This window comes from [Leptolyngbya] sp. PCC 7376, from assembly GCF_000316605.1.
Classification (GTDB): Bacteria; Cyanobacteriota; Cyanobacteriia; order Cyanobacteriales; family MRBY01; genus MRBY01.
This window is the reverse complement of record NC_019683.1, coordinates 811,293-831,067: the sequence shown is the minus strand read 5'-3', so window position 1 is coordinate 831,067 and position 19,775 is coordinate 811,293. Positions and strand designations below refer to the sequence as shown.

Below are 19,775 nucleotides of genomic sequence, written 5' to 3'. Positions count from 1 at the left end.
ATTTTTGAATAAAGATCCTAAATATCTTAAAAGGCTCGAAAAAAAGACTTTGGAGATATTTTTCTTCATGGGAAATTCACACTTGACGTTTTGGTTGAATGTATTTTCCAAAACCGAATATTTCTTTTGTTACTTGCCATACAAGGCTTTTGTCGATCTGAAATCGTGAGAAAATAAGGTTTTGAAATTACTTAGTTATCCGTATATTTACATACAAAAAATCATCTTCTTATGTAAAGAAAACTTTTTAAAACAGTTTTGTTTTTTCTCTGAATAACCCATTTGAAATCAAAAAAAGGGATAAGCTGAACACTTATCCCCTTCTCTGAATTTTTAGTTATTGGTTATTCGATAGAGTCAAAAACTACATCGATTGAATACGACTAAGCGTTTTCTTCTTCTTTTTTACGACGAGAAGCTGCGCCAAACAAACCACCTAATACTGGAAGAACCGCTGCAGGTGTAGGAATTGGGTCACAACCATTTGGATCAGTACAACCACCACCACCTTGATTGGAGCCATAAAATGTGATGTGAGAAATTCCCTGTGCTTGTGTAATGCCAAGAGCACCCCACGGGTTTGTCCAAGCAAAGCCATCACTACCGTCTAATAAATAGCCAACTAGCGTTGTATTTTGACCGCTCTTGAACACCGCCATCACTGTGTCGTAAGTACCGTTGATACCAGCCAAACTAGTGGCACCAGCCTCACCAGGAGAATCGAGCTTATCTGCTTCAGTCCAATCTGTGATGCCAAAGAATCCTGTTGCAGGACCAGCAACTTCATTTACATTATTGACGTTTACAACTTTCTGTCCGGGTGGAGTGGAATTGGATAAGGTGCTTGAATCAAATGCTTTATCGTTTATTGAGCCAGACAATGGATTTGTAATGTAGCTACATTCCGTTGCTGTGGTGATCGGACTAAGACTAGGACAAGCTGTAAGATCAAAGGCCTTCGCTTCTTGTGCTGTTATTCCGAGCGTGGCGACAGACAAAGCCGTGGCTCCTAAAAGTAATTGTTTTTTCATGATTGACCTCACTAAGTCGATTGGGTTTTGAGCGTATCAGCGAAGTTTTAGACATGAGTTAAAGCCAAGGACTTATAGTCGAAGACAAAAAATTGTTGCTTAGTCAATAAAATTTATCTTTAGTAACTCATTACTAAGAAGATTACTCTTGTAACTTCTGCTCACTCAACTAGAAGTATAACTCTGGTCTACGTAAGTACAACATTGAGGAGAGACCTGCAAACCCTTCTGTATTAACCATGAGAGGAATTTGTCTTCACAGAATCTTCATGAAGTTAAGCTGAAGTTCTTCATGAAAAATCTTGTTATTTACCCAAACCTTTAATACTCAAGAGAAAGCCAGGAAATGCCGTCTTCATAAAAATCTTTTTGAAAAAATGGTGGGTCAGTAAAATGGCTGAGAAATCGCCAGAAATACTCCTTTTTAAAGATTATGTGAAGATCAAGGCTCAATTAATTCTTTTTAATGTTTAGCATTGACTAGAGTCGAGGAATTTTGTGCTGTTGGTGTTGTTTTAATGGAGATACTACAATATCTCGCTTTGTCTGAATGGGTTAGAGAGGACTTTTTGTATCTATCTAAAACAAAAAGTCCTCTCTAAACTTAGAGAAGACTTCTTGGAGGTTATTGGTGGTATGCGGATGGCGAGACTCGAACTCGCACAGCGTGAGCCACACGCCCCTCAAGCGTGCGTGTCTACCAATTCCACCACATCCGCTTGTTTTTGACCTTAACAAATCTAGCATGGGTCGATTGCCTTTGCCAAGGTTTATTTGCAAAAAAAGTCAAAAGTACTAGTTCTGGGATTAAGGCGATCGCCCAACTTTAACACTGAAAAGATTCCCAAAGTTTATTGATATTGCTCTTCTACTGACGTTTCAGGTGACTCTGAGCGGGCAGAAAGATTCGGTGTTGACAATTCTAATTCTGCTTGTGCTGGTTCGAGACGATTTGCGATTTGAATTTGTTCTTGGAGTTGGTCGGTAGAGGAAACAAGCTGACTGAGGCCATTGACGAGGTCAATCAAGTTTTTGCGGAACTCGGGATCTCCTGTAAGTTCATCGAGATCTGAGGTGATCTTTTGAGTATTTTCAAAGGTAGAACGAGCAGCATCCAAAGTCTTTTGCAAGATGGTGATATTCTCTGGGTCGTTGAAGGTCACAGAAATATCTTTTAGGTTTTCGGAGGCGATCGCCGCGTTTTCTGTCAGGATCGTAAGGTTTTCTGCCAACTGCCGTGTGTCTGCGGCGGCTAAACCATTATTGACTGTTTGGAGAGTGGTATCGAGGGTGGCGATCGCCTGTTGCATCTGGACACCTGTCTCGCTAATGCTGTTGAGGGTACTAACGAGGGTTTGACGATTTTCAACAACCAGGGAATTTAGATTCGTTGTGAGTTCATTAATCCCCGTCATTGTTTGACTCAGCTGGGCAGAACTGTTGATCGCTGCATCGGTTATAGATTGGGCATTCTCAGAGAAATTCCCCACTTCTCCCCGCACATCTTTCGAGAGCAAAGTTAATTCTGCTGTGAGGGCTGCTAATTGTTCCGCAGCACTACTCGAATTCTCTGCAAATTTTGAAATCAGAGCGACAAACTCTTCATCACTATAGGCTCGGCTAAATTGCTGAGTTAATCGGAGCGTCTCCTCAAAGCTCACGCCGATTACCCCTTCGAGTTGGTCATCATGGCAAATGATGTCGCCTGAATCTCCACAATCATTCGCTAAAGGACTTTGGGCGATCGCCGCTTCACTGAGCACTGCTTTGGGGATAATTTCGATATCTGGCTCTCCCACAAGACCTGCTTGATTTGTCTCGATAATCGAATTTTTCGGCATCACGAGATCGGCTGAATTGACTTCGATCTGCACATTTACACCGTTGCTGTTGGGGTTAACACTGACGACCCGACCAATTTCAAGGCCTCGGTAACGTGTGACGGCTCCTTCCCGAAGGCCATTCGCATCCGCAAAAGTCACATTAATGATGTAGGTCTTGCGACTAAAGGTTGCCCCAGTCAGCCAGATTAAGACCACCCCGAGGAGTGATAATCCACCGAAAATAAATAGACCGAGAGAACCTTCTTTAATCGTGCGAGAGCGCATTGGTAGTTGAGAGTGTTAAGTAAACTTAAGAGCTATTGTATTGGGGATCTTCCTGATTTAACCGATGACTTTAATCGGGCCTTCCACCGCAGCACTGAAAAACTGCCGCACTAGAGGGTTATCGGTACTATCGATTTCATCAACAGGACCTGACCATTGGATTTTGCCACCATAGAGAAAGATGACGCGATCAGCTGTCCGACGGATTGTGCTGTCCTGGTGACTGACCATCACATAAGTACCACAAACGCCTTGCATATCTTGTAGATGGCGAACCATATCCTCAATTACGGTTGAAGCAATCGGATCAAGACCTGCTGTTGGCTCGTCATACAAAATGACATCGGGATTATCTTTCGGATTATCAGGATTGGCCATAATCGCCCGTGCAAAACTGACGCGTTTCCGCATACCACCAGAGAGCTGAGCTGGATAGCGATCGCCAACCCCAGAGAGTCCGACCATATCGAGTCTTTCTTCTACCAGTCCGCGGATACGGCGACGGGAGAGCTTGGAATGCTGATAAAGTAAAAAGCCTACATTTTCAGCGACGGTTAAGGAGTCAAACAATGCCGCCTGTTGGAAGACCATGCTGATCCCAATCGGGTCGTTGCCATCTTCGATGAGACCAATGCGCTTTTGACCCTTAACGTAAACTTCCCCTTCATCTGCTTCTAATAGCCCAGCGATGATGCGGAGGATTGTGGATTTACCAGTACCGGAGGGGCCAATGATAACGAGGGCTTCTCCCCGATAGATTGTGAGGTCGATATTATCGACAATGACCGCAGAACCAAAGGATTTAGAAATGCCCCGTAGCTCGATCAGGGGTTCTGCTTGTGCCATAACTTAAAACTATTTGTAATTTGTATTGCTCGTGGCGTTAGCTTGAATATAGCGGATCACGGGGCAGCGCGGCGATCGCACAGCAATTTCTCAGGAAAAAGGTATGGAATAATACCCCAGTGGTCTCAGATGCGTTTTATTTAGCTCACAGGCAAGCGCTTATATTTCAAGAAATATCCGCCAAATAGGAATGCCACAATGGCCACGGCACCAAGGCCAACCCAACTAGGAACAAGAAAGGCCATTTCGAGATGATTAAGCTGTCCTGGCTCTAATGTCCAGATCAGGCGATCGCCCTCTTTTCGAGTAATCGCTTTATCCATATCATTCGAACTGACAACATTTGACCATAGCGGTGTTTTCAAACTGACATCGAGATCCAACAGAGAACCAGGACTGAGAATCAAACTACCCTGCTGCGACAAAACACCTAAAGCCCGCAAATCCACATCGAGAGTTGCACGATTATATTCAAACAACAGCCAATTGCGCTGCGCTAAAGCTAGAGAAGATTTTAGCTGTACCAAATCCAACTCATCAGACTGGATATTTTGTCCTTCTGGATTAAAAAAGCGATTGAACTTGTCCACCATGTCAGCGCCATTATGAAACGGAATTTTGACATCGAGCTCCTGCTTCGAAATCCGTTTAACTGATCCGTGGAGCGTTTTTGCACGCTTCTCTACACTACGGAGCCATTTCCGTGCTTCCTGCTGATTAAAGTTCGTAAAATCATCACCAAGTCGTAAATGTTGATGGATTTCACCATGATGCTGATGATCAAAAGCAATTTCGACATCATAGTCAACACAGCCACCGAGGAAAAACACACAGACTAGGCAAGTGAGTAAAAATCGCAGGACAGGTTTACGCTTAAAAGCAATCATGGCTCGCAGTGAAGAGAAAAAGTAGCAGTCTAGACCTCAAAATTCTAAACCTCGCGGGACGCAACCCCCAACTTCCCAAATAACATTGACGGCATCAGGGCACTGCCACCAACCCATTCGCAGCTATCACTAAGATCGATTAAGTGATCAAACGCTTCAAAAATACTGCCTGCCACCATCGTATTTTTGAGACGACCGACAATCTCACCATTCTCTACTTTGTAGCCGAGGTCGAGGTTAACGGAAAATTCGCCAGCTAGTTGATTAGACTGTCCAGCACCGAGAACTTGATCCACGATCACACCTTCTTTCATTCCCTTAATCAGTTCAGTCAGAGGCGTATTGCCAGCACCCATACAGAAATTCACCATGTCAGGGCCGGGACGAGACAAACCACCACGGAAGCCGTTTCCTTTTGCTTCGGCATGGCCGCGAGCTGCCCATTGTCGATCCCAATAAAATTGTTCAACGATACCTTTGTTGATAAATGTCTTTTTGCTGGTGGGTGTGCCTTCATCGTCAAAGGAACGAGCACCAACACCAATGCTTGGGTCTTCGTAAATAGTGAGGCGATCGCCGAAGAGTTTTTCGCCAAGTTTGCCTGCGAGAGGAGAGGCTTTTTGGACGACGACTTGGCCGGACAAAATAGTGTCGAACAGTCCGCCGATAGTGCTGAGTGCTGCGCGGGGCGTAAACAGTACGGGATATTTGCCGCTGCTGATCTTGGCCGTTTTTTCTGCGTTTGTATATTTTTCGATCAGAGTCGCTAAAATTTTGTCGTAATCGGGTTCAGCATTTTTTGCGACATCGTAACCATAAGCTTGTAGAAAGTCTTCGCCTTGGACGAGATTTCCACCGAGACTAGCACTGACAACTTTGCTGTTACGTTCGCCGTAAACACCGCTAGTCGTCGCAAGTTTTGTTTGACCGGAGCGAATATGGAAGCCTGCACTGACTAAGATTTCGTCGTTATAATCTCTTACTTTTTCGATAAGGTCTTCGCCAATTTTGACGAGCTTGGCTGTTTCGGGCAATTCGTAATCGCTTTCTGGGACGATTTCCTTGAAGTCTTTGGCAAATTCAAAGTCTACCGGGTCACCAATCTCTGCTGTGGCGATCGCCGCATCAACGACATCTTCGAGGCGCGTTAAATCCGTTGAGCTAGCAAAACCAAGCTTGCCGTCTACTACCACCCGCAATGCAACACCCTGAGTCGCTTTAGTTTCGAGAGATTTTAAACGGTTATTCTCAAAATCAATGGGAGTATCCCGACTGCTGCGGTAATACACTTCTGCTTCGATGCCTTTCTGCTTGGCGAGATCTAGAATTTGCTCGACGACCATATGTTTCTCAGTTCGGTGATATTGCCGTCAACTATTGTAAAAGATTCTGAAAATCTCGATGGCAGCACAACATTCTCTATAGGGATAAAGAGCCAACCTGCCGATAGTTTTATGGAGAGCAAATGAGCACAACGCTATTGAGCGATTTCTTCTGCACACTCAGTCAAGCTATACCAAGTACTAACATCGAGGCGACCTGTTACAGACACATTGAGTGTTCGTTGCAACTGTAATAAGGCCCGCTCTGTCGCAACATCGAACTCGCCATCAAGGGCACCACTATATAATTCCATTTCTTTCAAAATGATTTGCAAGCGCTGGACGTCGGAGCCAGAATCACTGAGCTTCAGATCACAATCCGGTTCGAGGGCTTCGATAGACATTAAGGCAATCGGTGAAAGTCGGAGCAGTTGCTTAGGCATCAGTGGTTTCCTGTATTCGAGAATTTTGCTGAACTGATTTAATTATCTGGCGATCGCCTGTATATCTCAGTGAGTTAAACCGAGTCTTTGTGTACTTTTGATCAATGCTGGATATTGGCCAAAACACTGCAAGAGCCAGACACAAAGCCCTACTGATAGTGATCTCGCGCACAAAGTACGAGTCCCACGTAAGGGAATTGTTGCTATTGGCAACCTATTCTCCAGTAATTCCGGCCATTTTCACAAAAAAATATCCTTCGATCTCCATGGAGGTCAAAGGATGGGCACTATGTTAAAAGCTAAAAACTAAATATGAATAAACTGTACTTCGAAATTTATCTTTGACGATTGTCGTGACGATATCGCCCAAAAAGCTTTATTCACCAAAAGCTCGCCATAATTCGCCTTGGTGGGGCACAACTGTATTTTCTGCTGCTGCATTATCCGAAGGGGTGGTTTGAGTCAGTACCATTCGACTCGCTGTGTAGCCTGCCACAAACATTACTAACGCTGCCATACAAGCCATCACAGCGCGATCGCCAGTAGAAATATCTTTAACTTGTTGCTGGGTGTTCAAGACTTAGTACCTCAGTAATATTGAAACGTACTTAAGTATTGTCCCAAGCTTATTCAGTAGCAATCGCTACGCTTTGCAAAAGTTTAGTCTTGGAAAGATGACTTAACTTGAAATGAATCGGCCATTTGCTCGGCGAGGGAGAGAGGAAGGTCTGCTTGGTGAGAAACAATGCCATGACCAATGCCTGCCATTAGTCCAAGAAACGCAGGTAGGGTAAGGGAAGCGAGAGTTTTCATAAGTCTTTCGTTAGGAATATAAGCAGTGTTATCGAAGTGGCGATCGCCTTCCGTGTGCTAGCCGACTGTTTTGATTGGGGTATTGCGTTTACGCATAGAAATAATGCGAATTGTAAATGTCGAGCTAATTTTGGCAAGGGATGCTTATGACTATTTTTCCCTCACTCAAGGCGATCGCTTGCTTATCCGGATACAGCGGCCAGAAAAATAATGGATTTACAATGGAGGATCAACCCCACTGCCCGGTATTCATTGACTATGCTCACAGAAATCAAAGCCCTTGCTGAAAAGCTCTCACCTCGTTTAATTGAAATTCGTCGCCACTTACATGCTCATCCAGAACTCAGTGGCGAAGAGTATCAAACGGCGGCTTATATTGCTGGGGTGCTTTCCTCCAGTGGCATCCATGTGACTGAATCTGTAGGCAAAACCGGGGTAATTGGGAATCTATTTTCGGCAACCGACTCCTCAAAAAAACTGGCCATTCGGGTGGATATGGATGCACTGCCAATTCAAGAATGTAATGAGATGGAGTTTGCGTCAGGGACACCAGGGGTGATGCATGCCTGTGGCCATGATGTGCATACGACGGTGGGGTTGGGGACGGCAATGGTGTTGTCGGAATTGCAGGAGGCGATCGCCAGTAATATTCGCTTTCTTTTTCAGCCTGCCGAAGAAATTGCCCTGGGAGCACGATGGATGGTTGAGGCTGGTGCTCTAGAAGATATTGATGACATTTTGAGCTTGCATGTCTTTCCGACGATTCCGGCTCAGTCTGTGGGGATTCGGTATGGTGCCTTGACTGCCGCTGCCGATGATCTCGAAATTTTTATTTATGGCGAAGCAGGTCATGGTGCTAGACCTCACCAAGCTAAAGATGCTATTTGGATCGCCTCGCAAGTGATTACTGCACTTCAACAATCCATTAGTCGTACCCAAAATCCCCTACGGCCGATTGTGTTGACTATTGGCAAAATCCAAGGAGGTCGAGCGCCCAATATCATTGCCGACCAAGTGCAAATGACTGGAACTGTGCGATCGCTCCATCCTGAGACCCGTACTGATCTCCCCGGCTGGATCGAAAATATTGTCGCCAGTATCTGCCAAACCTACGGTGCGAAATACAAAGTGAATTATCAGCGAGGTATTCCCTCAGTCCAAAATGATTTTCGTTTAACTCAAATTTTGGAACAGGCGAGCCGTGAAGCGTTGGGCGATCGCCATGTTCAGATTTTGCCGGAACCATCTCTGGGAGCAGAAGACTTTGCAGTTTATCTCGAACACAAACCTGGTGCAATGTTTCGTCTGGGAGTCGGTCACCAAAATCGCATTAACTATCCCCTTCATCACCCTTTATTCGATATCGATGAAAGTGCGATTCGGACGGGGGTAATTACATTGGCTTACAGTGCTTATAAATATTTCCAACAGTCTGTCGCAAATACTGATGGAGTATAGGGAATAGGGAAAAGATTGACCGTCGACTGTCAGGCAGAACGCACCACTATGGCTTTGAATAAAAGGTTTCTCCGTAAACTACATCGCAGTTTAGTGCCGATTATGGTGGCACCGTTATTGATTACTGTATTGTCTGGCACTCTATTTCAGCTTGCTGCATTATCGGGTCGAGGGATTGATTTTCTTTGGCTACTGAATCTCCATAAAGGGAACTTAGGCTTTATGAATTTGGAACGTATTTATCCCTTTCTAAATGGGTTGGGCTTGTTGCTATTGATTGTGAGTGGGGCAGTGATGTGGTGGACAACGCGCCCGAAAAAACGGCAGAGCACATGAAACTTGATAGGATTGTGACATTTGCGATTGATAGTAGGGTATGGTCATCAAAATCGCCCATTTAGGTCCAGCTGGGACAAACGCAGAAGCGGCAGCGTTTACGTATCAGGAATGGTTGCAGCGCGAACAGCCGCAGGATGTGATTCTGGCGCCCTGTCAGAATATTGCCCAAAGTTTGTATAGCTTGGCGCAGGACGATGTTGATTTAGCGGTTGTCCCGATTGAAAACTCGATTCAAGGGTCGGTGGCAATTTCTCTTGATCTCGTGTGGGAGCTGCATCCCCTCTCGATTTGTCATCAAATTATTCTGCCAATTTATCATTCGCTAATTTCGTTTGCGCCAGATTTTGAGCACATTAAAACGGTGCATTCCCATCCACAGGCGCTCGCGCAATGCCAACGTTGGTTAGAGACCCATATTCCCCATGCACCTTTAATTGAAGAAAATTCGACGACGAAAATTTTGCAACATCTCGAAGGGCAGCCAGATATTGCGGCGATCGCCTCCCCCCGGGCAGCACAACTCTACAAATTGCCGATGCTGGCGGAAACGATTAATGATTCCCCAGAAAATTGCACCCGCTTTTGGGTCTTAGGCAAAACGTCCCAGTCTGAGGGAGAAGTAATTTCCTTAGCTTTTACCCTGCCAGCCAAAATCCCCGGTGTTTTAGTCGATGCCCTTGAAGTTTTTGCTCGCCGAAAAATTAATCTCAGCCGAATTGAGTCTCGTCCCACCAAGAAATCGCTAGGAGAATACTTGTTTTTTGTTGATCTGGATGGTTGCCTTAGCGATCAAACGGTGAAAGATGCCCTTCAGGAATTGCAAGCCCATACAGAGATTCTGAAGATTTTTGGTAACTATCGCACTATCCCCCAAGCCATTCCTGCATAAAGGTTTTGTAAACTAAAACCTTAAAAACGTACCGTATAAATTCTGAGAGCTACAACATAAAGCCACAACATATACATAGTGGGAAGTAAGATGCTGTGAATATTGGCGATAATCTATGAATAATTCGGAGGAAGTTGTTGATAGCTTGAACCCTTTAAGTTGGATTTGCTTTGATAATCTGAGTTGAACTATATTTAGGTCGTATTTGATACAAAAATATAACCAATAAAATAACCGTATAAATTCCGAGATGTTTTATTTATAAACGCTTTGGCATACTTACTGATGTGAATAAAAACGTAGATTTAAAGTGAAAAATAGTGCTTTTGCTTTACAGATAAATTACGACATTACTGTCCTGTAAGTCATAAGATTTGGGGAAGGTAGTTGTGATAACAAAACCATGAAAAACTATCAAAAAACTGAAATTTTAACGATTTTGGGTTGATAAAAGCTTTTGTTATCAAGCTGAATTCGATGTTCTTTGCCATGATCTTTCTCCGTAAAATAGCAGCCTTGGCGATCGCCTTTTTTCTATTGACAAGCTGTACTCCAGAACCCCAAAAACAACAGCCAATGGTCACCATTATTCGACCTGCAGATTTTGTAAAACAGGAAGCGATTCCACTACCAGAAACAGAGCCTATACTAACGGTTACGGGTAAAATTCAAGCGACAAACCAAGACGAGGCACTGTATCTGGATCGCCAGACAATCGAGCAACTCCAGATTGTCGAATATAAAATCTTTGATCTTTTTGAAAATCAGCAAGTGACATTCGAAGGAGTATTATTCAATGACCTGATGGATCTTTGGCAAATTCAACCCGATGCAACTTTGTTAGAAATCAAAGCTCTGAACGATTACACTATTAGCGTACCTATCCAAACCACCCGAGAAATTCCCATCCTTTTTGCATTAAAGCAAGAGGGGAGATATATGGAGAGAAATTATCGAGGTCCTGCGATGCTCATTGTTCCGCCTTTCGAGAACAAACCAGAGATAGAAATCACACGACAGGCTTTTTGGATTAGGCAAATTGAATCAATCTCGGTTTCCTGAGCAAGACATCCACCACATTGTTTGATCCATGGCTCTCTATAATTCAGAAAAAACATGGATTTTTAAAACTAAAAATATTAGTACGATACTAATTGCCGGTTTTGGATTAGTTACGTCTTTTTCTGTCTTTATTCTTATTTTATTTGTGCGGAGGATAGATAAAGATAATCCGTTTTATAATTTTGCGCCTGGTGAGACGATTCATGCCATCGACCAATTAGGACGAGAAACATTAAAACTACAAGTCCTGTTAGCTTCTTTGCCTGAAAAATCCGAATTGGGTGAAATTGAAAAACAGTTTGATCTCCTCGAAAGTAGTATTCGAGTCGTTCAAAATCAAGTTCGTTATTATCCTTTGTCACCAAATTCAGAGGTAGAACTCTCTCGTTATACCTCTGACTGGATGCTGGTTCAGCAGTATAAACCAGAAATTCTGAGGCAATCGATTGCAAGGCAAGATTTAGTGAATATCACTAAGGATCTTGGTGAGATGGAGAAGATCGCTAATATTATCTTATTCAAGAATCAAAGGTATATGCAGCAGCAGCAAAAGGCTTCTGCTATTTTTAAAAAGCGACTAGTTATTGTCTTGGTTTTTGCCTATATTCTTTCTTTTCTTCTGGTTGTTATTTTTTGCTTAGTCATTATCCAATCGATTAAAGAACGCCAGAAAACCTTGGCTGCATTGAATTTTAGTGAAGAGCGCTATCAAAAGATTGTTGAGAATGCTGAGGAAGGGATTTGGATTTTAGATGCGGAATATAAAATTATTTTTGTTAATTCCAAGTTGTCTAGTAAGTTGCGAATGTCGAATGAGGCTCTATTAAACCAAAATGCTTTAGAGCTATGTAGTTCTGAAGAGTTCGCTGGTGTTTTGAAGGAGCAATTGGAGCAGCTTGATTATGAAAAATCTGTGAGTTTTGATATTGGTCTCCAGGATTGTGAGGGTCAAGAGTTATGGTTCTATGTGAATAATACGTTTGTTGATTTCTATGGCAAGGGCGATCGCCACGTCTTGAGTTTGCTAACGGATATCACAGAGCGTAAGCACATAGAGGAAGAGCTTAAGGCGGCGAATGAACGTTTAACGCACCAGGCCAATTTTGATGAACTGACACAAATCGCGAATCGTCGATATTTTAATCTTTACGCGATCAAGACTTGGAAGCGTGCAGTGCAGGATCAAATACCTTTATCTTTGGCGTTAATCGATATCGACTTTTTCAAAAAATATAATGATTATTATGGTCACTTGCAGGGAGATATTTGTTTATTTCAAGTGGCTCAGGTGATTAGTGCAGCAGCGCAGCGTGAACATGATCTGGCTGCACGTTATGGCGGCGAAGAATTTGTGTTGCTATTTCCGAATACGACGAAGCCGGAGGCCATGATCATTGTTGAAAATTTGCAGAATGAGCTGGCGAGGCTCAAGTTGGAACATCGGATGTCTACTGTTCAAGATTTGATTACGCTGAGTTTAGGCGTGGTGTCTGGCATCCCGAATGATGCTTGTTCTTTGGAGCAGGTGTTGAGCTTGGCGGATGAGGCGCTCTACCAATCCAAAAATAATGGTCGTAATCAATATTCGCTATTAGAATTTTGATCGGTTTGTGATGAAACACTTAATCTCGAAAACAACAAAATGGCTGATTCTTCCGGCGATCGCCTCTATTAGTTTTTTTGCGGGGTCGTATTTTAGTGCGGAAACATTGCCGATAGATGAAAGCCTCATTGATTTTCATACGACACAAGGCCGGGAATTATTGTTTTCTAGTGCTGCTCAACAGGATTATCTGCCCCTTAGTGAACAGTTTGTCACGCAAATAAATGGTGCTTATTGTGGTATTGCAAGTATGGTGATCGCCCTGAATGCTCTTGGGATTGAAGCGCCGTTTGCGCCGGAATTAGGGGAAAAATATTTTACCCAGACAAATATTTTTAATACTGAAATGGAAAACATTCACCCTGCTGACAAAATTCGTTGGCAGGGGATGACTCTCAGCCAACTAGGCCAACTACTCAGTACTTATCCGGTAGATGTGGAGGTGCATCATGGCAGCGATTTGTCTTTGTCGGAATTCCGTGAACTCGTCCGCCAAAATCTGCAAGAACCGAATAACTATATTTTGGTGAACTATCTACGTCGCGCGATTAATCAAGAATCTGGGGGCCATATTTCACCGATTGCAGCCTACAACGAAGAGAGCGATCGCCTGCTCATTCTGGATGTTGCAACTTATAAGTATCCGCCTGTGTGGGTGACGGTAGAGGATTTGTGGGCAGCAATTAACACGATAGATCCTTCTGTGGATCAAACCAGAGGTCTTGTCGCAATTTCAAAGCGTAATGAGTAAAGCTCTGACACGTCCCACTTTTTTAAGGTTGTTGCGATGGTGGAGCAATGGGTAATTCGATTTGAAATTTATTAGCCAGGGTATTGGCATTATCAACGAAGCTATTAAGGTTTTCGACTGCTTCATTTGCTGTCCCGAGAGAGGCGATCGCCACGGTTCCTGCGGTAGCGAGGGCTGTTAGACATTTTCTGATTTTTGCGATGCGGCGTTTGTCCTTGGGCTTTTTGACTTCGGTTTCCATATCGTCGAGGTCAATGGTTATGTCTTCTTGTTTGGCTTCTGGGAAAAACTGAACGGCTTCTTTCATCAGGGCAATGAGCTTCAGCAAATCTTCGAGGTCGTTGGATGCTTCGTTATATTGTCCGGCTACGATTGCTCCGCTCTCAATTGTGCCGCCGCTCATGCTTGCGATACCAATGTTGTCGGCATTGATAGAAATATTGGGTTGATCACCTGTCATTTTGCTACCTCCATAAAAATCAGCGTTGACATCACTATAAAAATTATATTGTTTGTCAATTCGAGCGGTTTTGTTTCTTGCTTGTTGTCGCTGCTGAATGGATTCGTAGCCATCAAGCAGTTTGCGGAGTTCGAGTTTGAGTCGTAGTTTGCCGATGGTAACCTCGGTTTCGCCCATTGCTTCGAGGCCGAGAAGTTCTTGGTAATCGAGGGGGGCATGTTCTGGATGGCCGGGAACTGGAACCCATTCAGAGATTTCGAGGTTGCCAAAGCTTTTGTGGAGTTTTTTGAATACGTCGCGGATTAAGCCTAAGAATGTGCGGCGAGTTTCGGGCTTGCCGCTAATCGCAATAAAGATTTTGTTATCTTCAGGGTCGGCTTTGACTCTGGCAATATTGCAAGTTTCGTTGCCTTCGCTATATGCCAGCATCACTCCACTACGCCAATAGGTTTCATTGTGGATTTTCTCGTGGGTATTAACGATGAACCGGGAAATGATGCTATTTGGCAAGACGCGATAATGGTATTGAAATTCGAGGGTCTCGCCTCTTAAATCGGTGGCCTCTGGTTCATCTTTTGGGAGGATGCTCGGAATCAGAAAGCGTGGCGGGTTGCAGTCGAGAGCAAAGGATAGTTCAAATTCTTTCATCAGCTCGATAAGGTACTGATGGCGTTCTTTGGGATAGCGGGCTGCATCGAGAATTCGGGTTAGGTCATCGCAACAAAATATGCCTTTAGATTTGGTTTTGAGGTGATCGTCGCTAAGCAATGCATAGATGCCTTCGGTTGCCCATTCAGGTTTGAGGACATTGGTTTGCTGGAGTAGGGGATGTTCGCGAAAATTAAGGACTAAGCCAAGGCGATGGAGCAGGTCAATGAGTTGTTCTTGGTTTTGTTCTTCGGGAATTTTATTTTCGTGGCAAATGCCGATGTAGCGGTTATAGGAAATGAAATCCTCGGTCATGGCTTCCAGTTGTTCTTTCACTTCAAACCACGACAGGGGTAATAGGTCATAGACTTCCTTGAGTTTGGCAACTTCCTGATGGATTGCCTCGCTGAGTTCTTTGATGCCGTCGCCGCTTTGGCAGGAAGTTTCGAGGATGGCGCGGATATTGGGGTATTTTTCTTGTAGAGCTTTACGGTTAATGTCGAGGGGCTGTTCGTCTTTTTTGTTGCCGACAATGATTACTGGGGAAGCATCGCCAAAGGTTTGAATGAGTTTGAGCCAATATTCAAGGCGGTTTTCTTCTTCGCTGGTGCGGCAGTTACACACGAGGAGATAGAGGCTACGTTTGGTCAGAAAAAACTGGTGGGTGGCATGGTAAATTTCTTGACCACCAAAATCCCAAACATTTAAGCGGATATCTTTGCTGTTGACGTTAATTGCCCAATCTTGAACATTGAGACCATCAGTTTGAGATTCGTCTTTATCAAATTCATCTCGGAGTAAACGATTAATTAAAGACGTTTTGCCAACACTACCTTGTCCTACCAAGATAAGTTTTGCCTCGTTAAGGGGACGAACTTTTCCACTTTTCAGTTGATGTAAATAGTTGAAAATATCTTTGACGGAACCCGGATTTTCATATAGCTCTTCTGACCCTAGAATCTCCGGAGAAACAGGTATAGGATTAAGCCGTAAATCTAGTTTTTGAAGAGCAGGTAAATTCTCTAAAAAAGAAGGGATTTTTGTGATTTGATTAGAGCAGAGGTAAAGTGCTTGGAGGCTGGCTAATTTGACGAAGGAATCGGGTATTTTTTTAATTTGATTAAAGCTGAGGTTGAGCTGTTGGAGATTAACTAAAGTGGAGAGAAAATCAGGGATCTCTGTTATTTGAGTAGAGCTGAGACCAAGATTTTGCAGATGGGTTAGAGCGGCAAGGGAATCGGGAATCTCTTTTATTTGATTAGAGCTGATGTCGAGCTGTTGGAGATTAACTAAAGTGGCGAGGGAATCGGGAATCTCTTTTATTTGATTAGAGCTGAAACCAAGCTGTTGGAGATTAACTAAAGTGGCGAGGGAGTCAGGCACTTCTTTGATTGGATTGTTGTAAAGATAGAGTTGTTGGAGATTAACTAAAGTGGCGAAGGAATCGGGAATCTCTTCTATTTTATTGTGGCTAAGATTGAGCTGTTGGAGACTGGCTAATTTGCCGAAGGAGTCAGGTATCTTTTTTATTTGGTTAGAGCCGAGATTAAGCTGTTGGAGACTGGCTAATTTGCCGAAGGAGTCAGGTATCTTTTTTATTTGGTTAGAGCCGAGATCAAGCTTTTGCAGATTCTTTAAAGTGGCGAAGGAATCGGGAATCTCGCTTATTTGATTGATGTTAAGATCAAGCTGTTGGAGACTGGCTAATTTGGCGAGGGAATCAGGTATCTTTTTTATTCGGTTGAAGTTTAGTTGAAGCCGTTGGAGATTGCTTAAAGCAGCGAGGGAATCGGGAATCTCTTTTATTTGGTTATTGTAAAGATAGAGCTGTTGGAGATTGACTAAAGCAGCGAGGGAATCAGGTATCTCTTTTATCCCGGTGTCGTTGAGGTGGAGTTGTTGGAGGCTGACTAATGTGGTGAGGACATAGGGAATCTCTTTTATAGGGTTTCCACCGAGTTGAAGCTGTTGGAGATTGACTAAAGCGGCGAGGGAATCGGGAATCTCTTTTATTTGATGGTTAGCGCTGAGGTCGAGTTGTTGGAGATTGATTAAAGCGGAGAGGGAATCGGGAATCTCTTTTATTTGATGGTTAGCGCTGAGGTCGAGTTGTTGGAGATTGATTAAAGCGGAGAGGGACTCGGGAATCTCTTTTATTTGATTAAAACTGAGGTTAAGCTGTTTGAGCTTCGGGAACTTTGTGATTATTACGGGAATTGCTTCAAGGTTATTGCAAGGCCATTCCAGTCTTTTTAGCTTTTGAAGTTGGGTGGTTTCAGGCGGTAATGTCTTTAAATTATTTTCTTGAGCTTCTCCATTCCATTTCCCAAGAATTAAAGTTTCGAGTTTTGCGAGTTTCCCGATTGCTGGTGGCAATGCATCGAGGTTCATCCCCGACAAATCAAGCTCTGTCCATTCTTCCGCTGCTGCCTGTTCGATGAGTTTTAGAGCTTCTGCCGCTGACATCGTTCACCACACACTTTCATCCGTTGCTGGCATTCTAACTAAAATTCTGAGCAGTTCCCTTGGTTCATGAAATGGTAGAGAATCCCTCCGCCTTCGGCACATCCCTTTGGAAGGGAGGCTATGGGTTGCGGTGATTTTAGAAGGGAAGATTTTCTTCGATGCTGGTGCAAACGGCTGAAAAATTTTGTAGTACTTCATCGTTGGTGAAGCGCAGGATTTTCAAACCATAACCCTGCAATATCTCACTTCTGACTCTGTCGTATTCCTGTGCTTCATCTATGAAATGTGTCTCGCCATCCACTTCAATTACGAGTTTTAGTTTGGGACAGAAAAAATCAACAATGTAATGATCGATAGGGCGTTGCCGATAAACCTTGAGCGGAAACTGCCGCAAATACTCAAACCATAATTTTCTTTCGGTTGAGGTCATATTTTTCCGTAGTATTTTCGCTCTCGCTACTAATGCCGGATTATACGGAAAATACAGCGAATCTCCTCGTAAACTCATAGCCACTCCCAAATACTTGTCACACCTAGCCTCCCTTTCAAAGGGAGGTGCCGAAGGCGGAGGGATTTTCAACAAAACTCCGCATCAATCACTATCATTTTTTGATGGAGCATTTTGGCTTTGAATGCGAATTTAGAGTCGTAGGATAAATGCTGAAAATTTTTTCTGAGACTCATTTAGAGGAGGCGCATTCCCCAGAGAATCCGGCAATACCAGAAAGGAATGAGGCTCGCCAATAGTAGCCAGTCCCATCGCCGGAAACGCAGTTGATGCCATTGCACTTGGTGGCGACCAGGACTCGTAAAACCACGAATATCCATCGCGGTTGATATTTGTTCGGCGCGCATGAGTAGGTTTTCGAGGAGCTTTTCCGAGACCATTAGCCAGAGCTGAAAACCTTGTTTTAAACCCAGTTTTTTCCAATTAATCGCGCGGGTGCGGACTGAGCGAATCAGATTTTGGATTTCCTCTAGTACCAACGGAATAAATCGTAGCGAGAGCGTTAGCGTTAAAAGCGTTTCGGTGATAGGCAAATTGAATTTTTTGAGTGGCGCAAAGACGTATTCTAGACCTGCTGTAATTTCTTCTGAGGCTGTGGTCAGCAAATATAAATTGGTGCTGTAGAGCAGCGTAAAGATTTGGCTGCTGAGTCGAATGCCTAAATCTAGTTTGAGGCGGGTAACCTTAATAAACTTGAATTGCCACATCACATATTCATACGGTTGGGCGATCGCCACCTCTTCGGCAGGTAAGCGGGGTTGATGATCGAGCACAAGACCATCCGGTGCAATCAGCGTCATGATGAAAAGCACCACACAGAAAAATAAGAGCAGTCCCATTTGCTGCTTCCAGACCCGCAAAGGGATCCGGGCTGTCAACGTAATTAGGATCAACAAACCGACTAATCCCATACGCCAAGGATTATTCGCCAAGATGGGCGCGATCAAAAATGTCATCAACCAAACCAACTTGGTGCGGGGATCGAGACGATGAAGCCAAGTGCGAGGCTGCTCCAAATACAACCCAATCGGTAGCGATCGCATTAAATCCATCGCAAATAAAACCCCTTAAAAAGACCGTTTCCATTATGTAATATCCTTTAAAATTTCCGACCGTCAGAACGGAGTATGCTGGATCCTAAGCATATAAAAGACCTTAAGAAATATTAAATAGCGTCCCATGATTAAGAAAATTCTTTTCGCAGACTCTGGCACAGGGCAAGTCCAAGACATGCTCAAAAACCTCCTCAGATTGCCAGCGTTTCGCGATACCAGCATCAATATTCTGCACGTCGTTAAGAGCAAAGTTACCCCTGATGCTGCACAAAAAGGCTATGAAGAAGGCGGAAAACTCCTTGCCCAAGCACTCCAAGATCTCAAGCTTGATCCAAGGAACGTCAACACTATTTTGCGACAGGGTGAGCCAAAAGACATTGTGCGGGCAGTGGCGGAAGAAATTGATGCAGACCTGATTTTGATGGGATCACGTGGTCTGAAGCGTCTCCAGTCGATTTTGTCTAACTCAGTCAGTCAGTATGTCTTTCAGCTCACAAATCGTCCGATGCTCCTCGTAAAAGACGATATCTTCGTGCGCACTCTCAAAAAAGTGATGGTGGCGATCGATAAGTCCGACGCTTCGATGTATGGCTTAGAGCTTGCTCTCCAAATGATGCGGGACTATAAAGGTTGCGAAATTATTTTGCTCCGAGTTAACCCTGATTTGCCTAGCAATTTACAGTTGTCTCAGGCTGATATGGATGCAAACCCAACCCTTGCCCGTGCGATTAAACGGGCCAAGCAAATGGGCGTAAAGCACCGTAATCTCGTTGTTGGTGGCCGTCCTGGTGCCACCATCTGTACAGTTGCCGAAGAGCAGAAAGCCGATTTATTGGTTTTGGGTTCACCTGATCGCCGGCCTTCTGTCGCGAAAAATCTACCCGATCTAGACCGTCTTCTTGGTACTTCCCTCTCGGATTATGTGCGCGTGAATGCCACTTGCCCGGTTCTTCTTGCTCGCACTGAGTCTCCTGAGTAGCTATTCCTTTGTGTCTAGGAATTTGGGGCGATCGCCGCATTGTGTGAACCCCAACAAAAAAGGTGGGTACGAAATGTACTCACCTTTACGGAAAATATAAAAGAATT

The 19,775-nt window shown here is 43.9% G+C and carries 18 protein-coding genes and 1 tRNA gene; 7 read left to right on the top strand and 12 right to left on the bottom strand.

Annotated features, from left to right (window positions below; genetic code table 11):
• Window positions 1-383: 383 nt before the first annotated feature.
• The 9 genes from LEPTO7376_RS03780 to LEPTO7376_RS26760 all read right to left on the bottom strand — a co-directional run bounded on the left by LEPTO7376_RS03780 (window position 384) and on the right by LEPTO7376_RS26760 (window position 7,450).
• Window positions 384-1,031 carry a PTPA-CTERM sorting domain-containing protein gene (locus tag LEPTO7376_RS03780; protein ID WP_015132925.1) on the bottom strand — a complete coding sequence of 216 codons (648 nt, stop codon included), beginning with the start codon at window positions 1,029-1,031 and terminating at the stop codon, window positions 384-386.
• A 637-nt stretch (window positions 1,032-1,668) separates the two neighbouring features.
• A tRNA-Leu gene (locus tag LEPTO7376_RS03775) sits at window positions 1,669-1,750 on the bottom strand.
• A 132-nt stretch (window positions 1,751-1,882) separates the two neighbouring features.
• Entirely contained in the window at window positions 1,883-3,139 is a 1,257-nt protein-coding gene (locus LEPTO7376_RS03770; RefSeq protein WP_015132924.1) for an MlaD family protein, read from the bottom strand.
• A gap of 57 nt (window positions 3,140-3,196) precedes the next feature.
• Complete coding sequence (locus LEPTO7376_RS03765; RefSeq protein WP_015132923.1) at window positions 3,197-3,985, bottom strand: ABC transporter ATP-binding protein; 789 nt, start codon at window positions 3,983-3,985, stop codon at window positions 3,197-3,199.
• Between the two features lie 140 nt (window positions 3,986-4,125).
• Complete coding sequence (locus tag LEPTO7376_RS03760) at window positions 4,126-4,872, bottom strand: DUF3153 domain-containing protein (protein WP_015132922.1); 747 nt, start codon at window positions 4,870-4,872, stop codon at window positions 4,126-4,128.
• A 44-nt stretch (window positions 4,873-4,916) separates the two neighbouring features.
• The gene (locus LEPTO7376_RS03755) at window positions 4,917-6,215 is read right to left on the bottom strand and encodes a TldD/PmbA family protein (protein ID WP_015132921.1); all 1,299 of its coding nucleotides are present in this window, start codon (window positions 6,213-6,215) and stop codon (window positions 4,917-4,919) included.
• 134 nt (window positions 6,216-6,349) lie between these two features.
• On the bottom strand, window positions 6,350-6,637 hold the full coding sequence (locus LEPTO7376_RS03750; RefSeq protein WP_015132920.1) for a peptidoglycan-binding protein: 288 nt from the start codon (window positions 6,635-6,637) through the stop codon (window positions 6,350-6,352).
• 376 nt (window positions 6,638-7,013) lie between these two features.
• On the bottom strand, window positions 7,014-7,214 hold the full coding sequence (locus LEPTO7376_RS03745) for a hypothetical protein (RefSeq protein ID WP_015132919.1): 201 nt from the start codon (window positions 7,212-7,214) through the stop codon (window positions 7,014-7,016).
• 83 nt (window positions 7,215-7,297) lie between these two features.
• Window positions 7,298-7,450 carry a hypothetical protein gene (locus LEPTO7376_RS26760; protein WP_015132918.1) on the bottom strand — a complete coding sequence of 51 codons (153 nt, stop codon included), beginning with the start codon at window positions 7,448-7,450 and terminating at the stop codon, window positions 7,298-7,300.
• A gap of 258 nt (window positions 7,451-7,708) precedes the next feature.
• On the opposite strand from LEPTO7376_RS26760, the gene LEPTO7376_RS03740 reads away from it, so the two are divergent.
• The 6 genes from LEPTO7376_RS03740 (at window position 7,709) to LEPTO7376_RS03715 (ending at window position 13,552) form a co-directional block, all read left to right on the top strand.
• Complete coding sequence (locus LEPTO7376_RS03740; protein WP_015132917.1) at window positions 7,709-8,908, top strand: M20 family metallopeptidase; 1,200 nt, start codon at window positions 7,709-7,711, stop codon at window positions 8,906-8,908.
• Between the two features lie 15 nt (window positions 8,909-8,923).
• A complete protein-coding gene (locus tag LEPTO7376_RS03735; RefSeq protein ID WP_264308970.1) occupies window positions 8,924-9,244 on the top strand; it encodes a PepSY domain-containing protein in 321 nt (106 codons plus the stop codon).
• Window positions 9,245-9,284: 40 nt separating this feature from the next.
• Window positions 9,285-10,136: a prephenate dehydratase gene (pheA, locus tag LEPTO7376_RS03730; protein WP_015132915.1), complete on the top strand. Its 852-nt coding sequence runs from the start codon at window positions 9,285-9,287 to the stop codon at window positions 10,134-10,136.
• A 489-nt stretch (window positions 10,137-10,625) separates the two neighbouring features.
• A complete protein-coding gene (locus LEPTO7376_RS03725; protein WP_015132914.1) occupies window positions 10,626-11,198 on the top strand; it encodes a molybdopterin-dependent oxidoreductase in 573 nt (190 codons plus the stop codon).
• Between the two features lie 28 nt (window positions 11,199-11,226).
• Entirely contained in the window at window positions 11,227-12,801 is a 1,575-nt protein-coding gene (locus tag LEPTO7376_RS23165; protein WP_015132913.1) for a sensor domain-containing diguanylate cyclase, read from the top strand.
• A 10-nt stretch (window positions 12,802-12,811) separates the two neighbouring features.
• Window positions 12,812-13,552 carry a phytochelatin synthase family protein gene (locus LEPTO7376_RS03715; protein ID WP_015132912.1) on the top strand — a complete coding sequence of 247 codons (741 nt, stop codon included), beginning with the start codon at window positions 12,812-12,814 and terminating at the stop codon, window positions 13,550-13,552.
• 22 nt (window positions 13,553-13,574) lie between these two features.
• Here LEPTO7376_RS03715 and LEPTO7376_RS03710 read toward each other — a convergent pair whose 3' ends face one another.
• The 3 genes from LEPTO7376_RS03710 to LEPTO7376_RS03700 all read right to left on the bottom strand — a co-directional run bounded on the left by LEPTO7376_RS03710 (window position 13,575) and on the right by LEPTO7376_RS03700 (window position 18,686).
• The gene (locus LEPTO7376_RS03710; RefSeq protein ID WP_015132911.1) at window positions 13,575-17,126 is read right to left on the bottom strand and encodes a leucine-rich repeat domain-containing protein; all 3,552 of its coding nucleotides are present in this window, start codon (window positions 17,124-17,126) and stop codon (window positions 13,575-13,577) included.
• Window positions 17,127-17,262: 136 nt separating this feature from the next.
• The gene (locus LEPTO7376_RS03705) at window positions 17,263-17,634 is read right to left on the bottom strand and encodes an endonuclease domain-containing protein (protein ID WP_015132910.1); all 372 of its coding nucleotides are present in this window, start codon (window positions 17,632-17,634) and stop codon (window positions 17,263-17,265) included.
• Between the two features lie 176 nt (window positions 17,635-17,810).
• Window positions 17,811-18,686, bottom strand: a complete 876-nt coding sequence (locus LEPTO7376_RS03700; protein WP_015132909.1) for an energy-coupling factor transporter transmembrane protein EcfT — start codon at window positions 18,684-18,686, stop codon at window positions 17,811-17,813.
• A 127-nt stretch (window positions 18,687-18,813) separates the two neighbouring features.
• On the opposite strand from LEPTO7376_RS03700, the gene LEPTO7376_RS03695 reads away from it, so the two are divergent.
• A complete protein-coding gene (locus tag LEPTO7376_RS03695; protein ID WP_015132908.1) occupies window positions 18,814-19,668 on the top strand; it encodes a universal stress protein in 855 nt (284 codons plus the stop codon).
• Window positions 19,669-19,775 lie beyond the last annotated feature (107 nt).

Coding starts and splice junctions, on each gene's coding strand:
- LEPTO7376_RS03765 (WP_015132923.1), bottom strand. CDS start 3,985: ATGGCACAAGCAGAACCCCTGATCGAGCTACGGGGCATTTCTAAATCC.
- LEPTO7376_RS03770 (WP_015132924.1), bottom strand. CDS start 3,139: ATGCGCTCTCGCACGATTAAAGAAGGTTCTCTCGGTCTATTTATTTTC.
- LEPTO7376_RS23165 (WP_015132913.1), top strand. CDS start 11,227: ATGGCTCTCTATAATTCAGAAAAAACATGGATTTTTAAAACTAAAAAT.
- LEPTO7376_RS03725 (WP_015132914.1), top strand. CDS start 10,626: ATGATCTTTCTCCGTAAAATAGCAGCCTTGGCGATCGCCTTTTTTCTA.
- LEPTO7376_RS03760 (WP_015132922.1), bottom strand. CDS start 4,872: ATGATTGCTTTTAAGCGTAAACCTGTCCTGCGATTTTTACTCACTTGC.
- LEPTO7376_RS03715 (WP_015132912.1), top strand. CDS start 12,812: ATGAAACACTTAATCTCGAAAACAACAAAATGGCTGATTCTTCCGGCG.
- LEPTO7376_RS26760 (WP_015132918.1), bottom strand. CDS start 7,450: ATGAAAACTCTCGCTTCCCTTACCCTACCTGCGTTTCTTGGACTAATG.
- LEPTO7376_RS03750 (WP_015132920.1), bottom strand. CDS start 6,637: ATGCCTAAGCAACTGCTCCGACTTTCACCGATTGCCTTAATGTCTATC.
- LEPTO7376_RS03705 (WP_015132910.1), bottom strand. CDS start 17,634: ATGAGTTTACGAGGAGATTCGCTGTATTTTCCGTATAATCCGGCATTA.
- LEPTO7376_RS03740 (WP_015132917.1), top strand. CDS start 7,709: ATGCTCACAGAAATCAAAGCCCTTGCTGAAAAGCTCTCACCTCGTTTA.
- LEPTO7376_RS03710 (WP_015132911.1), bottom strand. CDS start 17,126: ATGTCAGCGGCAGAAGCTCTAAAACTCATCGAACAGGCAGCAGCGGAA.
- LEPTO7376_RS03755 (WP_015132921.1), bottom strand. CDS start 6,215: ATGGTCGTCGAGCAAATTCTAGATCTCGCCAAGCAGAAAGGCATCGAA.
- pheA (WP_015132915.1), top strand. CDS start 9,285: ATGGTCATCAAAATCGCCCATTTAGGTCCAGCTGGGACAAACGCAGAA.
- LEPTO7376_RS03695 (WP_015132908.1), top strand. CDS start 18,814: ATGATTAAGAAAATTCTTTTCGCAGACTCTGGCACAGGGCAAGTCCAA.
- LEPTO7376_RS03780 (WP_015132925.1), bottom strand. CDS start 1,031: ATGAAAAAACAATTACTTTTAGGAGCCACGGCTTTGTCTGTCGCCACG.
- LEPTO7376_RS03700 (WP_015132909.1), bottom strand. CDS start 18,686: ATGGATTTAATGCGATCGCTACCGATTGGGTTGTATTTGGAGCAGCCT.